Source organism: Wolbachia endosymbiont of Mansonella perstans, from assembly GCF_020278605.1.
Lineage (GTDB): Bacteria > Pseudomonadota > Alphaproteobacteria > Rickettsiales > Anaplasmataceae > Wolbachia.
In genome coordinates this window covers 1-15,340 of the sequence record NZ_JACZHU010000016.1, presented here as the reverse complement: position 1 = coordinate 15,340, position 15,340 = coordinate 1, and the positions used below count along the sequence as shown (strand labels likewise).

The window sequence follows — 15,340 nt, the reverse complement described above, 5'->3', positions numbered from 1 at the left end:
GCAGTGAATAAAAGAAGGTACCTATAGGGTTGCAGCTATATGAACATTATGATTTATAGGTAATTTGCATGGTAGATTCCATATACCATGATATGAAGTAGTTAGTTGTACTAGCCTAAAGTAAGTCAGTTGTAGCCTGAGTTTGTTTTAGCTCAAAGTCTTCCGTTAGCTGTGTAGAATACATTTCCTGATTATTTTGATTATAGAAAGTAAATTCGTGATCATCTAAGTTCAATATTGCAAAACCGAAGCCGAAGAAGTTTCTAACTTCATGTGCTAAATAATTTTTGCCGTTTGAGTAACTAAATTCTACATTTTGGTAAGTAGGTTCCTGATCTTGAGCGTGTAATAGTGCGCTACCGTTTCCAACTATAATCTGGTCTGGAACATTATTCATCAATAAGATCTGAGCTATATGAATGTGGCCAGAAACTATGGTAGTGACATTGCTTGGAAATTTATCCCCAAAAGCTTCAATTTGTGTGAGATTGCCATGACTTCTTAATGTCAAAAGTTCTTTTTTTGGAGATCTCCAAAGCGGTCTGTGAGTTAAAAACCACGTGGGTTTGTTAAAACTATCTTGTGTTAGTTTGTAAAATTGCTTCTCAAAAGCATCAATTGCACTTTGAGTTGTGAAAATATCTTCACCAGACGAAGAGTCGAAGATGAAAAATCTCATCGGTCCAATATCCAAATACCAGCTAGGAACGAAATTTTCACATTTTTCGGATGAAAAAGGGTATGGATCTAGATATCTAAACCATCCTTCATGAGCTCTATCACAACTTTCATGGTTTCCTCTGATAAAGAGAAAAGAAGATTGTGGTAGAATGTCCTTTGCAGGCTCAAACCAATCAGCATACCAAGCTTCTTTATTGTACCCATGAATATTACCGCACTTTTGTTCATTTCTACATTTTGTTTTTCTGTAATGATAATCACCAACGTGGATAATTAGGTCCGGTTTATGAGAGGCAATAGAATCTAAGTTTTTTTTTAAAGGCCAGCTATCTACTGAATTACATTCCTGTTGAAATAATGCGTTTATTCTGCAGCCTGTATCACCAATAAAAGCGATTTTGCTAATCCTTTCTGGTAGTGTGGGAACCTGTATATTGTCAATACTAATGTTTTTAGCATTCATTTCTGTTGTTAGTTCACAAACTGTTTCGATGTGATCACCATTGTTAATTGAGCTGCGACTTAGCATTTTCATTTTCTCACCGTCGACATCAACAATGGGACAAGTATCATTGTCTATGATTGCACGTACGCTTAATTTGTTTTCTGTAATAGCTTGAGACCACGTGTATAATATCTGCGTATAGGCAGAGTGAAAACTGGTTATAAGAGATAAGATTAAAAAAATAAAGATATTAGCTATACTCATTTATATAAAAACCTGAGCTTAAAACTAGCGACACAATCATCTTAAATAACTGAAGTTTATAATCACAAAATTAAACCTCTTGCGTAATCTGCTTTCTGATTTTATGTCAAAACTTGCCTGTGGTTCTCCTAAGTATTCTGTGTGTCTTCTAAAAATTCCTTACCATAATGCAAGAAATCTATTCATAACAAAATTATACAGACAATTTATAATTTATCCTAGTATCAGATTGACACTTTGGGTGAAAAATCCTAAAATGATTAAGTAATTTAAAATGATTATATAAAAACTAGAATAAAGTGCGGTCGTGGTGGAATTGGTAGACACGCAGCGTTGAGGTCGCTGTGGCTCATAAGGCCTTGGAAGTTCAAGTCTTCTCGGCCGCATCAAACTTTTTGTCGTTGTTTGATGTAGGTAAAATGTTAATAGGAAATCAGAGTGAAAATAAAGTAGAGAGGGCCATCAGTGAAATCAGGCGTGGTCTACCAATTGTAATATATGATGAAAGTAATTATCTATTGTTTGCTGCTGCTGAAGCTTTAGAGAGGGATTCATTTGATCGGTATAAGCTCATATCAGACAATCTATGTGTCACTTTAACTTCAAGTAAGGTGCAATATACGTTCCAAAATGAGGAAGATGGCAGCAAACGCTTACCGGTAAACAGCTTTGATGAGCTACTTTATTTGGTAAACTGTTCAACAGAGGATAGCACAAAAGAATTGCAGCGTTCAAAGATGATAGATAAATGTGCTACTACTTTGCTTAAATTCTCAGAATTATTGCCATACGCGTTAGTAATTGATATGACTTTTAAGGATAAGAATGAGATGCAAGGTTGGTGTGAGAAAAATGACGTCATTACGCTAGACACATCATTCATAAATGATTTTCAACGAAACCAGAGTTTATATGAAGTGTGCAAAACATCACTATTTTTAAAGCAGACTCAAGAAGTAAATATTATATCTTATAGAACCAAAAGTGGCGGGAGGGAACATTATGCAATCATTATTGGTAATCCAAATGAAGATGGTGACCCGTTAGTGAGGATTCACTCTTCATGCTATACAGGCGACTTATTAGACAGCTTGTCATGCGATTGTAGAAGCCAATTACATCAAGCAATCCAAATAATGGCTGACTCTAGCGGTGGCATTATATTATACCTTATGCAGGATGGTAGGGGCATTGGCTTAACTAATAAGTTAAGGGCGTATGATATGCAGAGAAAATATAATCTTGACACTGTGGATGCAAATAGAATATTGGGTTTTGAAGGTGATGAAAGGAATTTTGCTGTTGCAGCTGAAATGCTTAAGAAATTAGGCATTAAAAAAGTCCAATTACTTACAAATAACGGTAGAAAGTTATCAGAGTTGAAAAATAGTGGTATAGAGGTTACAAGATGTCTACCACTTATTATGGAGCGTAATCAGTATAATGGTTCGTATATGGAGACAAAATTTGGCAAGCTAGGCCACAAGTTAAGGATTTTTTAACTTTTCTGTTGTAACTACTTTGTTGATTTACTATGTTCGTTAACATTGGTTAAGGTTTTTAGAAAATTAAGATGCTAAAGCTTTTCAAACAGAAAAATAATGAATCGTTGGGTAAGGATATAAATTGGAGTTCGAGTTGTCATAGCACAGTTATTGCTCAGAGAAATACTTTACTCTTATTTACATTAATATTATTAGTAGCAATTTCTGTAAGCATATTGGCTATATTTAAAATTAGTACAAGTAGTACTATTGAACCATTTGTTATAGAAATTGAAAAAAAATCTGGAATAGTACAATTGGTTGATCCTGTTACAGTAAAACAATATTCTGCAAATAAAGTACTAAACAATCACTTTATTGCAGAATATATAAAGGCAAGAGAGGTTTTTGATCAATATAACTACAATTATAACTATTACACAAAGGTGAGGTTATTTTCTTCACCCAATGTATATAATGAATTTAGAAATTATATCAGCTCACAGAACATGGATGATCTTTTTAATTTATATTCAGGTTTTGTTAAAAGTGAGTTTAAGATTCGCTCAATTCAGAGATTGTATGATGATACCTTTCAGGTGAGGTTTACCGTGGAATTTACACGAAAAGATGGAAGCTCTGTAAGAAAAAACAAGATAGTAATCATATCATACAAGTATGCATCACTTGAAATGAATGATCAGCAAAGATACGTTAATCCATTAGGATTTCAGGTTACTTCTTATAGGGTAGATGATGAATATGTGTAGAATATTGTTAGTTTTAGCTTTACTGATAAATAGCAGTTTGAGTCCAGCAGTTAATTACAATAAGCCTATTTCTGTAGATAGCAGAATAAAAACTTTTGTGTATAGTCCTAACGAAGTGTTTACAGTTGTTTTTAGTCAAGGTTACTATTCTTATATTGAATTTGCAGAGGGAGAAAAAGTCAAAAACATTGCTGTTGGTGATGCGTCAAGTTGGAAAATTAGCCCTTATGACAATAAATTACTCATTATGCCGTTTGAAGTTAGTAGCCGCACTAACATGATTATTACAACAAACAAAAAAAGAAATTACATTTTTGATTTAATCTCAAGACCAAATTACGATAAATATCCAGATACTGAAAAAATAAGTCACGATTACTCTGCTGAAAAAGATATATCTTATGTAGTACGTTTTTATTACCCTCAAGAGGAAGATGAATTCGATGTTGATTTAGATGAAGTATCAGCGCCTACTCAAATGCAATATGTTGTAGACAAGCCAGAAGGAGTAATACAGGGGAATGACACGAAGTACAATTATACATATATCGATGAAGGTGTTAACACTGATATAATACCAATTGAGTTATTTGACGATGGCTATTTAACCTATTTCAAATTTAGGGACAGTAACAAAATACCTCAGATTTTTACAGAAGAAGGTAAAACTAAATTACCCTGTAAAAGACTGTTATTTGATGGTTATGTTATAATAAAAGGGGTGCATAAAAAGTTGTTCATGCATTATGAGAATAATGAAATTGAAATTATAAATAGGTCACTTTAGCTGTGGTACATGTAACATGAGTAAAGAAAAGCATAACAATTCGGGAAATGAGTCAGAAATAGAGAGTAAGGTAGTAACAGTTGGCTCTAATCAAGGCCACAGAGCATTAATGGTTGTTATTTTAGTGCTTCTAGTTGGCGGGATATATTATTTCTATTTTAGTCCTTCTTCTGGTGAAGAAGATGTGGAAGTTCTTAGAAAGGAAGAAACGAAGCAAAATGTTCAAGAATTGAAAGGAAAGTTGGAACAAGTTCCAGATAATACAATGGTTCATGAAAGGATAATAACTGATCTGCCATCTTTACCTCCTCTTTCTACACCGCAAGTTATACCGGAAGTAAAGCAGACTAAAAAAGAAGAAGTGGTAAAAAAAGAAGAGGAAAAACCAAAAGAAACGTCCACGTCAAATATACCTGTTTTGCCAAAGCAAAACTTCCCTAATAGCAATATTACTAGCAATTTACCAACCTCGTTTCCTACAATAGGTAGGGGTGGTTATCCTAGAGACAGACGTAGTGCACAAATGTTGGCAATTTCAGGTGGTGGTAAAGAGGATAAGGCTGCCGATACCATTTTATCCAATACTTCAGTACAGCCGAATGTAGCTGCAAAAGTGGGGAAACTTGGGTTTATGATTACTCAAGGTAAAATTATTGACGCTGTTCTTGAAACTGCAATAAGTTCTGATCTGCAAGGAACGCTACGTGCTGTGGTTAGTAGTAATGTTTATGCAGAGGCTGGTGATACGGTTTTAATACCCAGAGGTTCAAGATTGATAGGTGGCTATTCATTTGACCCGAATGTTGCAAGAGCTCGCATAAATATAAACTGGAATAGGATTATTCTTCCTCATGGAATAGATATTGCTATTTCATCACCTGGTACCGATGAGCTTGGTAGAGCAGGAGTAGCTGGCATAGTTGATAATAAAATAGCAAGTGCATTGTTTTCTTCAATATTGCTTGCAGGCGTTTCAGTAGGGTCAGCTGTTATAGGACAAAAGGCTTTTAATCTTGTTGATACGCTAACTCCTATGGATGCGGTGAGAGCTATCACTGCAACTGAAATAGATATCTCTCCCCTTAAGGATATTATTAGTAAGAAGGGCGAAAAAGATGAAAAAAGTGCAAAGAATGATAAATGGAAGCTTGGGCTTAGAGCTATTAGGAAGATTAAGAATGCGTCTAATGAACGGAGCCTAGTTGAGATATTTAAGCAATTAGTAAAAGACCTGGGTTTGGCTTCAATTGATAATGATAAGGTTGATGAAATAATTTTGGAAGATATAAAGCAATTATTGCGGGAACAAGGAAGCAAATCTGTCTATGAAGAAGCAATTGGCAAATCAATCAATGATTTTTCTAAAGATATGCTAGATATAGTCGGTAGATCTACAGATAAAAACCCAACTGTTTATGTAGGTCAAGGCACTGCGTTGAAAGTATTTGTTAACCAAGATATAGTATTTCCTCCACAGGCAATTTAAACCCAGTGAAATGAACTATGCTGCACTTGATACATATTTAGAGCCATTACAAAGCATCTTTCAAGAGGAAGGAGTAAACGAAATATCAATAAATAAGCCAAAGGAAGTATGGATTGAAAATCGTGGTGAAATAAGGTGTGAAAAATTAGAGATATTCGATCTTAACCATTTAAAATCTCTTAGCAGACTGATTGCTCAGGCCACAGAACAAAAACTGAGCGAAGAAATACCGCTGCTTTCAGCTACACTACCAAATGGTTATCGTATACAGATAGTATTTCCACCAGCATGTGAGTCTGATAAAGTAGTCATGTCAATTCGTAAACCTTCTAACATGCAATTAGCATTGGATGATTATGAAAAGATGGGGGCTTTTTCTGAAACTGTTATAGAAGTAACTGATGATCCAGTGGACCGTTGCCTGGATTCACTATTAAAGCAAAGGAGAATAAGAGAGTTTTTAGAATACGCTGTAGTAAATAAAAAAAACATCATAATTAGTGGTGGAACTTCTACAGGTAAAACTACTTTCACTAACGCAACTTTGCGTACCATTCCAGCCGAAGAGAGAATTATTACTGTTGAGGATGCGAGGGAAATCGTTTTGAACGATCATCCAAATAGAGTGCATTTAATTGCCTCTAAAGGAGGGCAAGGTAGGGCCAAAGTGACCACTCAAGACTTGATAGAAGCATGTTTACGCTTAAGACCAGACAGAATAATAGTTGGTGAGCTCCGTGGAGCGGAGGCTTTTAGCTTTCTTAGGGCAATAAATACTGGTCATCCAGGATCAATATCAACCCTTCATGCGGATAGTCCAGCAATGGCCCTTGAGCAAATAAAATTGATGGTCATGCAAGCAAATCTTGGCATTCCTCCAGATCAGATCATACCATACATTAGAAATGTAATCGATATTGTTATTCAACTCAAAAGAACCAGTGGGGGAAAAAGAAGCATTTCTGAAATATTATTTACTAGATCATCAGATGGGAATGCTTAAATTTATACATAATGAGGAAAAGTAGTTTATGAGTAATGGAAATCATCTACGCAATATTTTGATAGGAGGAGTTGTAGCTTCCAGTGTACTAGAATTTTGTTTCTATTTATCTGGTGTATTGTTTTACCTACTTGTTGATGGTCCAGATGGAGTGGATTTTAAAGCAATTAACCCTAGCTTGACGCCTTTTCCTCAAGCTCTTTGGCCAACAATTTTTGATCATATACAATATTGTTGGCATAATCCAGAGTTGTATAGCTTTGATATCAAAATTAAGTTGATTGTATCTTCTGCGCTGCCTATCGTTGTTTTGATGATTATTTTGTGGAATTTGAGGGAAAGAATAGTTGAATGGCGACCATTTAAAAAGAAAGAATCACTACACGGAGACTCGAAGTGGTCATCAGAGAAGGACATAAGAAAAGCCGGGTTAAGAAGCAAGAAAGGGTTATTGCTTGGCAAAGATAAAAGAGGCTACTTTATTGCTGATGGGTTTCAACATGCATTACTGTTTGCTCCTACAGGCTCTGGTAAAGGTGTTGGTTTTGTAATTCCCAATTTATTATTTTGGACTGACTCAATAATTGTACATGACATAAAGTTAGAAAACTATGAAATAACAAGTGGTTGGCGAGAACGGCAGAAACAAGAGGTATATGTATGGAATCCAGCGCAGCCAGATGGAGTAAGCCACTGTTATAACCCATTGGAGTGGATTAGCGAAAAACCTGGACAGGTGGTTGATGATGTGCAGAAAATAGCCAACTTAATCATGCCTGAACAAGACTTTTGGCAAAATGAAGCAAGAAGCTTATTTGTTGGAGTAGTATTATACCTACTTGTTGCACCAGAGAAAGTTAAATCTTTTGGCGAAGTCGTACGTACGATGCGTAGTGATGACGTGGTTTACAACCTTGCTGTTGTTTTGGATACGATGGGTAAAATAATACACCCTGTGGCGTATATGAACATTGCAGCCTTTTTGCAAAAAGCTGACAAAGAGAGATCAGGTGTCGTTTCAACCATGAACTCGTCGCTTGAATTGTGGGCAAACCCGTTGATTGATACTGCAACGGCGACAAGTGACTTTAATATTTTAGATTTCAAAAAGAAGAAAGTTACAGTTTATGTTGGTTTAACTCCAGATAACTTAAACAGGTTAAGGCCTTTGATGCAGGTTTTCTACCAGCAAGCAACTGAGTTTTTGTGTAGAAAATTGCCGTCGGATGATGAGCCTTATGGTGTATTGTTTTTGATGGACGAGTTTCCAACACTTGGAAAAATGGAGCAATTTCAAACAGGTATTGCATATTTTCGTGGTTACAGAGTTAGACTGTTCTTAATTGTTCAAGATACTGAACAGCTCAAAGGAATATACGAAGAAGCAGGGATGAACTCCTTTTTATCAAACTCAACATACAGGATAACTTTCGCAGCCAATAACATTGAGACGGCTAATTTAATATCGCAACTTATAGGGAACAAAACTGTACAGCAAGAATCGTTGAATAAACCTAAATTTTTAGATTTGAATCCTGCTTCAAGGTCGTTGCATATCTCTGAGACACAGAGAGCATTGCTGCTACCTCAAGAGATTATTATGTTGCCACGTGATGAGCAGATAATTTTAATAGAATCGACTTACCCAATTAAATCAAAGAAGATTTTATACTATAGCGATAGCACCTTCACAAGAAAGCTACTCAAGCCAACCCGTGTGCCTACACAAGAGCCATATGATCCAAATAAAGTTTTTTCTGTTATTAACAAAGATAAAGTTAGTAAAGAAGAGAATAATGCTATTGCAGAACCTAGTGCTGCTGATTATCCTGTTGAAGCTCGAACCGAAGATGCAGTATATGATGAATCAGAGATTAACGATGAGCTTAAAGAGGAAGATTTTGATGATGAGGATGTTGGCGACAAGTTTGAAGATGACGGGTTTAATGACGAAGAGGAAGAATTTGAAAGTGGTGATGAATTTAAAGAAGAAAGAGACGATGATAGGCTTGAAGACGAGGAGGAGAAATTTGATGATGAAGATATTGATGACAAGTTAAAAAATGATAATAAGGCCAAAGGTAAAGATTAATTTTACCTATTTTTTTTGCTCAGAAAACAAGTTATGCAAATCATTAAGCTTTTCACGTTAAGCCATTTTTAATCAATTAGTATTAAATTATCTACTTTAAGTTAGGGAAATAGTAAAATGAGTAATAAAAAAACATTATCAGTTACAGCATTTGCTTTGTTATTGTCACAACAGTCTTTTGCAAGCGAAACAGAAGGATTTTACTTCGGTAGCGGATATCAGGCCAATTTTTTAATAGCATGGGTTCACGGAAGTGAAAAAAATAGAAAGTAACCCCAGGAAGCACATAACTATAAATGAGATGTATATTCCTAACAAGATAAAAGGTCAAAAACCAAGTGGACACAAAAGAGACTATAATCCACCTTTGCTGGAGGGATAACGCTTGGCTACGAAGGAGCATTGGATGACAACAGCTATAGAGCTGAATTGGAAGGGATGTACTTTTTTGTAAAAGCAGATGATGTTGGCTTAGAAGACAATCAAATGAGTATGTCGTACCTAAAAATTAAAGAAGTAGGAAACTCAAACAAGGCTTATATTATGCTGCTAAAGTTGATGATGACCAAATTGAAAACACATCTGTGATGGCAAATGCCTACTATCATTTGAAGAATGACAGTTTCTCCTTTTCTCCTTATGTTGGAGCTGGAGTCGGTTTAACAAGGATGAAAATATTTGGAGAAGCGTCAAAAAGACCTGCATATCAATTAAAAGCTGGTCTTGATTATTCTATAAATAAAAGTGTAAATATGCATGTTGGATATAGGCATTTTGGTGCTTTTGGTACGGATCATGAGCTAAAAGCAAGCTATTCTATTGGGGGAAGTGAAACCCGTACTTCAGGAGCAAAATCGACATTGGATGACGGTGTTAAAGATAATCTACCAAAAGGAGTTGCAAAACAGGAAAATATAAATATAGGCAGTGGATTATTTGCTACATACGATATAGAGGCTGGTCTTACTTTCTATTTTGCTAGTAAATCTTAAGGCATGTTGCTCTTTGGAGAAAATGCCCTTTTGGTGTCGTTCCAGCGTTACACGCTGGAATTCATGAGAAAACGGAGCCAATGGGCTTTGTTGCGTAGCTAGCTACGCAACAAAGCCAACCAGGATGTTACTTTAGCAATAAATTTAAAAATTTTACTAAATGAAAAAAAGGCAAAAAAAACTGGTTACTATCTGTTGTCAGTATTGGCGTTTTTATGTCTTAAATGTTGCAATTTAGCTACTCTTAAACGCAACTAGTCTAAGCTATAATATTTAGGAAATTTGCCAAGCAGAAAAAAAGGCAATAAAACCTCAAGTTAGCTAGTTACTCCACTCTCTATTTTAAAACCCGGTGTTGGGTGATGTCCTAAACGACTTACAAGCGCGCTTCAGCTTGTATGGTAAAACCCCCGAAGTTTTAAAAGACATGCAATGCACATAGTGCGAAAAATTAAACAATAATATGCTAAATACAAATCTTCTTGTCATTTTAACCTGCACAGATTGGGAAGTTAAACAAACAACTTCATTATTATGATTAAGAGGATTGGAGAAGTTTGTCAAGTAGTTTTTTCGTTTCTACATTAGCTGCTTGGATGACGCCAACAGTTGATTATCTTTTCACTCTACTGGCAGCTCTCAAGCTTTCTATTCAAGATCTTTAATATTAAATCCAATTCATTTGGATTATTATACCGTATCATAACTTTACCCTCGGAATTGCTATCATTTTTTGATCTTTAAGCCAAGTTGAGAAGATATAGCGCCCTCTATTGCTGCTATATTCTGATTTTGGGTATATTTTTGTTCTTTTTTATCACTACTTTGATGTAGGTCTTTTATCAATTTTTCAGTTTGTCTAACGTTCAAACCTTGGGAAATTATCTTCTCTGCAATACTTTCTACGTTTTCAACATTAATCGATGCTCTTGCATGCCCATAGACAATTTTTTTTCGTTAATCAATTTTTTCACACGGCCAGGGAGCAACAACATCCGAATCATACTGGTTATGTGACTGCGGCTTTTGCCTACAGTTGAGGCTAGTTTTTCATGTGTATTAAGAAAACTCATCTATCAATTTTTTGTATGCTTTACCTTCATCTATTGGATTTATATCTTGCCTTTGTATATTCTCAATGATAGATAATTCTAAGCACTCCTTGTCGTTCAAATCTTTTACAATAACTGACACACTATCGGGTTTGCAATCTTGCTTGCTCGCCAACGACGTTCCCCAGCTGTTATTTCATAACCGTCATTATTTGAATCCTTGCGCACTACAATAGACTGTATAATACAATTTTTCTCTATGAAACTTGCCAGTTCTTTCAACGACTCTTAATCAAAGTGCTTTCATGGCTGAAATTTGCTTGGATGCAGTAGTGAAATAGGCGAATACTCTTGCCGATCCTTTTTATTATCATAATTATCACCTATAAGACCAGCAAGATCTCTACCTAGGAGCATATCATCCTTTATACTATGCCCTCGCTTACCAACTTCTTCTCTTGGCAGCCGTTCGCATATTTTCTCAAAATTTCCTTGGCTAAATTTATGTATGCTTATGCTTCAGGGCATTTAAGATCGTATACAATAGCGGGTTTCCCGTGAGGGGGTTTCTTCCGATAATCTCACATTACGCGGAATGATTCTCTCATATAGTGGAACAATAGTTTTATACACCTTGTCATTAAAATACTGACAAATGTCATTTTTGATTTGTTCTCTAAGCTTGTTCGCTGTCATACATTGTGAGCAATATCCCTTCTATTACCAGGCAAGGATTTAAGTTGTTTCTTTACTTATTAGCTCCACAGTTTTAACTAGGTGACTCGGTCCCTCCAGAGCAAAAAATTCACACTGAAGAGGAACAATAATGGAATCAGCAGCAGTCAAGGCATTAATGGTAAGCAAACCAAGTGATGGAGGACAGTCAATAATTATGTACTCATAATTATCACGTATTTTTTCTAATGCGCTTTTTAGAACAAATTTTCCTCGGTCAAGCTGTGATAATTCGATTTCTGCAACTGATAAATTAACCACTGACGAAATTAGCGATAAATTTAGAATTTCCTTTATATCGAAAATTGCTGATTCTATCAGTTTATTTTCGCTATTTAGTAATATTTTATGTATATTTTTTCTTCCCTGCTACGATAAGAAATCCCAACCGGTGCTAGCATTTCTTTGGTGTCAAGATCTACCAATAGAGTACTTTTTCTTACAGCAGCAAAGGCTGTCGATAAGTTTATACTAGTTGTAGCTTTATACCAACTCCACCCTTTTGGTTTACTATTGAAATAACCTTTCTTACGCCTTTTATCTTACGTATAAAATAACTCTATTGTATATATGCTAGAAATCTTTGCATTAGAAAATTTTTTTGTTACCTAAAATTAAACTGTTTTTTTCTTTGTGTAGTACACTTTGCACTTTGTTTCCCAATTCATTTAGGGTGAATGGCTTTGGTAAGAAGTGGAAATCTTCCACATTAATGGTGTCATTTTTCAAAAACGCATCTTCCGCATATCCAGAAATAAAAATAACATTAATACCTGGTCTTTGAATTAGGGCTTCTTTGACTATCTCTGGACCGCTAACTTCTGGCATAATCACGTCAGTGATTATTAGATCTATGTGTAAACTTTTTTCGCTTATCATTTCCAATGCCTTGTTACCTGTGCTGGCTTCTATTACATCAAACCCTTTTCTTTGTAATGTTTTAGTAGTGAATTCTCTTACTGAATCTTCATCTTCGATCAATAAGATTGTACCATTGCTTTTAACTTCATTTACTACTGGTTTCTCTACTTCTTCGCTGCTTTCCTCTCTATGGTTTTCATCTGATATGTAAACCATAGGCAAAAATATGCTAAATTTAGTTCCATGATTTATCTCACTAGCAACATAGATATACCCTTCAGTTTGTTTAATAATACCATATACAGTGGAGAGGCCAAGACCTGTACCAGAGGTAATATCTTTAGTAGAAAAGAATGGATCAAATACTTTTTGAATTGTATCATGCGTCATTCCACATCCTGTATCAATTACTTCAATTACAACATAATTTCCATGTTCAATTACTTCTTTGTCTGGAGAAAACATATTCTTAGGTGTAGAATTTAATGAATTGATCTTTTTATTAAAAGTTCGTATGGTTAGTTCTCCGCCCTTTTCCATGGCAGCACTGGCATTTATTACTAAGTTAAGTATGACTTGCTCTAATTGTCCTTGATCAGCCCTCACCATACCTAAATCCCTACCGTAATAAGCAGTGAATTTTATATTCTCGCCTATTAACCTCTTTATCATTTCATAAAGATTAGTTATCACACTGTTTACATCAATAATTTTTGGTTGCATTGTCTGCCTTCTTGAGAAAGCAAGCAGCTGCTTAACTAAATCTGATCCACGTTTAGCATTTTGCTGTATTTGTATTATATTTCTAAAAGATGGATCACTAGCTGAATGCTGAAGCAAAAGCAAATCACAAAATCCTATTATTCCGGTTAGTATATTGTTAAAATCATGCGCAATACCGCCTGCAAGTTGTCCTATAGCTTGCATTTTTTGGTAATGCTCAAGTTTTATCTCCAGATTTTTATGCTCAGTGTTATCGACAAAATAGCAGAGTATGAACATCATTCTATTATGAAGAAACTTATTGAAATATATCTTCATGTTATCGTTGTTGCTGAGCTGCACATCAAAGGATGCGTTATTTATTCTATTACTAGAAAAATACTCACGTATTTTCATATGATAGTCGTCTGATATCAGTGTAAAGATCGAATTGTTATTTGGTCCTGCAAGCTTTATTAGCGCTGTATTTTTTTTTATAAAGTTACCGTTTACATCGCACTGTGCAATAGCGATTGATGAATTTGTAAAACATGGGTGTAATTGATAATCAATAACGTTTGATTCAACTGGTGTAATAAAGCCATATATATAGTTATGGTGATGTTTATCACAAAACATAGCAGTGCTCATATAAGTTTTAAATGGAATACCACTTACAGTACAAAACAAAACTTCATTATCAGTTGCTGTATTATTATACTTAGATTGAAATACAAAATCATTGATTGAACTGCCTCTTTCAAGTTTTTTCAGTTCAAATATGTCTAAAAACCTTTGATTTACAGATAAAATCATTCCTTTAGTATTTGCAATGTAAGTTCCTATATTATGCTTTTCTATTAATTCTTCGTATACCTGCTCTTTGTTCATCTGTGTTGCTTTTAACACAAAATACCCATGTGGTCTTGCTATTGGTGCTAGTGATAAATTTAAAGCCTTATTACTACTTATAACAACTTGGGGATTATCTGGTACTGGGTCAAAGAGCAAAAGAAAATTAGACATTTTATCTTTCTTGTTTAAGGCAATGCATACCTGTACAGAAGAGTTATTTTTCAGCGCATGGTATAGCGCCTTCTTGTCTTTCTCCGAAATGTTCCCTACTTCAAGAATCTTGTCTAATGTAATGTCATTATCTATGTGATCTCTGAATCTTTCGTAGAACCTTGCGTCAGCATAAACAATGCCTTCATCTCTGTGTAAAATAAGACAAAACTCTGTATTATGATTTAGTGCATTTGCAAATATTGCATTTTGAAATTCTACGATATTAAGTAGGTATTTATAGCGTTTTACATGATATACTATAAACAGAGTCATTAAAGTGCTAACTAGTAGGTTAATCTCTATGTTAGTGCGCTGATCATATATATCAAAAAAGTAGAGTGTTGATATTACTACTGGAGGTAAAAACATAATGACTGCCATAGCAATAATTGACATTCCATAATTTCTTAATATGAAGTCAACTCTGTTCTCTTTTTTGCTGTCTATGTATCTTTTACTCATTGCGCATATAAAAATATTTTATTATACTTACTTAACTATTATAGAATTATTAACATCTTTGATAGGTAATTACCACTTAAATCTCTCGAATATTGGTACTGTTAACAAAACATTATGAACGAACAAAAAATGCAAGCTTTTAAATGGTTCTGTGCACTAAGAAATAAAATTGTAAAGTCTTTTTTTTCAATTGAAGAACAGTCATCTACAGATCCAAAGATTGAAAAAAGAAAATGGGATCGTCCAGGTGGTGGAGGTGGCGAATCTACAATTATTTACGGTAATGTTTTTGAAAAAGTAGGAATAAACGTTTCAAAAGTACATGGAAAATTCGCAGATTCAATTATAAATGAAATTCCTGGTGCAAGCGAGAGCAATGGGAAGTTTTGGGCAAGTGGCATATCTTTAGTGTCTCACATGCAATCTCCTCTGATTCCTGCAGCACATATGAACACA

The 15,340-nt window shown here is 34.8% G+C and carries 12 protein-coding genes, 1 tRNA gene and 2 pseudogenes; 11 read left to right on the top strand and 4 right to left on the bottom strand.

Annotated elements, in window-relative coordinates; all coding sequences use genetic code 11:
• Positions 1 to 115 precede the first annotated feature (115 nt).
• Positions 116 to 1,390, bottom strand: coding sequence for a metallophosphoesterase family protein (locus tag IHO13_RS01655; RefSeq protein ID WP_225537975.1), 1,275 nt, complete (start codon positions 1,388 to 1,390; stop codon positions 116 to 118).
• 301 nt (positions 1,391 to 1,691) lie between these two features.
• Between IHO13_RS01655 and IHO13_RS01650 the strand changes: the two genes are divergently transcribed.
• The 10 genes from IHO13_RS01650 to IHO13_RS01605 all read left to right on the top strand — a co-directional run bounded on the left by IHO13_RS01650 (position 1,692) and on the right by IHO13_RS01605 (position 10,004).
• Positions 1,692 to 1,776: transfer RNA gene (locus IHO13_RS01650), tRNA-Leu, on the top strand.
• A 33-nt stretch (positions 1,777 to 1,809) separates the two neighbouring features.
• Positions 1,810 to 2,892 carry a GTP cyclohydrolase II gene (locus IHO13_RS01645; RefSeq protein WP_225537979.1) on the top strand — a complete coding sequence of 361 codons (1,083 nt, stop codon included), beginning with the start codon at positions 1,810 to 1,812 and terminating at the stop codon, positions 2,890 to 2,892.
• Positions 2,893 to 2,963: 71 nt separating this feature from the next.
• Positions 2,964 to 3,644 (top strand): VirB8 family type IV secretion system protein, encoded by a 681-nt coding sequence (locus IHO13_RS01640; RefSeq protein WP_225537974.1) that lies wholly within the window; start codon positions 2,964 to 2,966, stop codon positions 3,642 to 3,644.
• Positions 3,631 to 4,431, top strand: coding sequence for a P-type conjugative transfer protein VirB9 (virB9, locus tag IHO13_RS01635; RefSeq protein WP_225537978.1), 801 nt, complete (start codon positions 3,631 to 3,633; stop codon positions 4,429 to 4,431). The genes IHO13_RS01640 and virB9 overlap by 14 nt, the downstream gene beginning before the upstream one ends.
• A gap of 16 nt (positions 4,432 to 4,447) precedes the next feature.
• Positions 4,448 to 5,917 carry a TraB/TrbI/VirB10 family type IV secretion system protein gene (locus IHO13_RS01630; protein ID WP_225537973.1) on the top strand — a complete coding sequence of 490 codons (1,470 nt, stop codon included), beginning with the start codon at positions 4,448 to 4,450 and terminating at the stop codon, positions 5,915 to 5,917.
• Positions 5,918 to 5,927: 10 nt separating this feature from the next.
• Positions 5,928 to 6,920 (top strand): P-type DNA transfer ATPase VirB11, encoded by a 993-nt coding sequence (virB11, locus tag IHO13_RS01625; protein ID WP_225537972.1) that lies wholly within the window; start codon positions 5,928 to 5,930, stop codon positions 6,918 to 6,920.
• A gap of 28 nt (positions 6,921 to 6,948) precedes the next feature.
• Entirely contained in the window at positions 6,949 to 9,012 is a 2,064-nt protein-coding gene (locus IHO13_RS01620) for a type IV secretory system conjugative DNA transfer family protein (RefSeq protein WP_225537971.1), read from the top strand.
• Between the two features lie 117 nt (positions 9,013 to 9,129).
• A complete protein-coding gene (locus IHO13_RS01615) occupies positions 9,130 to 9,285 on the top strand; it encodes a hypothetical protein (RefSeq protein WP_225537970.1) in 156 nt (51 codons plus the stop codon).
• Between the two features lie 129 nt (positions 9,286 to 9,414).
• The gene (locus IHO13_RS01610; RefSeq protein WP_225537969.1) at positions 9,415 to 9,600 is read left to right on the top strand and encodes a hypothetical protein; all 186 of its coding nucleotides are present in this window, start codon (positions 9,415 to 9,417) and stop codon (positions 9,598 to 9,600) included.
• Positions 9,600 to 10,004 (top strand): P44/Msp2 family outer membrane protein, encoded by a 405-nt coding sequence (locus IHO13_RS01605; protein ID WP_255586061.1) that lies wholly within the window; start codon positions 9,600 to 9,602, stop codon positions 10,002 to 10,004. The genes IHO13_RS01610 and IHO13_RS01605 overlap by 1 nt, the downstream gene beginning before the upstream one ends.
• 626 nt (positions 10,005 to 10,630) lie before the next feature.
• Here the strand turns inward: IHO13_RS01605 and IHO13_RS05950 are convergent.
• The 3 genes and pseudogenes from IHO13_RS05950 to IHO13_RS01585 all read right to left on the bottom strand — a co-directional run bounded on the left by IHO13_RS05950 (position 10,631) and on the right by IHO13_RS01585 (position 14,884).
• Positions 10,631 to 11,485, bottom strand: a pseudogene (locus tag IHO13_RS05950) (ParB/RepB/Spo0J family partition protein).
• Positions 11,482 to 12,332 (bottom strand): annotated as a pseudogene (locus tag IHO13_RS01590) (ParA family protein). The pseudogenes IHO13_RS05950 and IHO13_RS01590 overlap by 4 nt, the downstream one beginning before the upstream one ends.
• A gap of 47 nt (positions 12,333 to 12,379) precedes the next feature.
• Complete coding sequence (locus IHO13_RS01585; RefSeq protein WP_225537967.1) at positions 12,380 to 14,884, bottom strand: ATP-binding protein; 2,505 nt, start codon at positions 14,882 to 14,884, stop codon at positions 12,380 to 12,382.
• Positions 14,885 to 14,998: 114 nt separating this feature from the next.
• On the opposite strand from IHO13_RS01585, the gene IHO13_RS01580 reads away from it, so the two are divergent.
• The coding region (locus IHO13_RS01580) for a coproporphyrinogen III oxidase (RefSeq protein ID WP_225537966.1) at positions 14,999 to 15,340 on the top strand (342 nt) is incomplete at its 3' end.

Coding starts and splice junctions, on each gene's coding strand:
- IHO13_RS01655 (WP_225537975.1), bottom strand. CDS start 1,390: ATGAGTATAGCTAATATCTTTATTTTTTTAATCTTATCTCTTATAACC.
- IHO13_RS01645 (WP_225537979.1), top strand. CDS start 1,810: ATGTTAATAGGAAATCAGAGTGAAAATAAAGTAGAGAGGGCCATCAGT.
- IHO13_RS01640 (WP_225537974.1), top strand. CDS start 2,964: ATGCTAAAGCTTTTCAAACAGAAAAATAATGAATCGTTGGGTAAGGAT.
- virB9 (WP_225537978.1), top strand. CDS start 3,631: ATGAATATGTGTAGAATATTGTTAGTTTTAGCTTTACTGATAAATAGC.
- IHO13_RS01630 (WP_225537973.1), top strand. CDS start 4,448: ATGAGTAAAGAAAAGCATAACAATTCGGGAAATGAGTCAGAAATAGAG.
- virB11 (WP_225537972.1), top strand. CDS start 5,928: ATGAACTATGCTGCACTTGATACATATTTAGAGCCATTACAAAGCATC.
- IHO13_RS01620 (WP_225537971.1), top strand. CDS start 6,949: ATGAGTAATGGAAATCATCTACGCAATATTTTGATAGGAGGAGTTGTA.
- IHO13_RS01615 (WP_225537970.1), top strand. CDS start 9,130: ATGAGTAATAAAAAAACATTATCAGTTACAGCATTTGCTTTGTTATTG.
- IHO13_RS01605 (WP_255586061.1), top strand. CDS start 9,600: ATGGCAAATGCCTACTATCATTTGAAGAATGACAGTTTCTCCTTTTCT.
- IHO13_RS01585 (WP_225537967.1), bottom strand. CDS start 14,884: ATGAGTAAAAGATACATAGACAGCAAAAAAGAGAACAGAGTTGACTTC.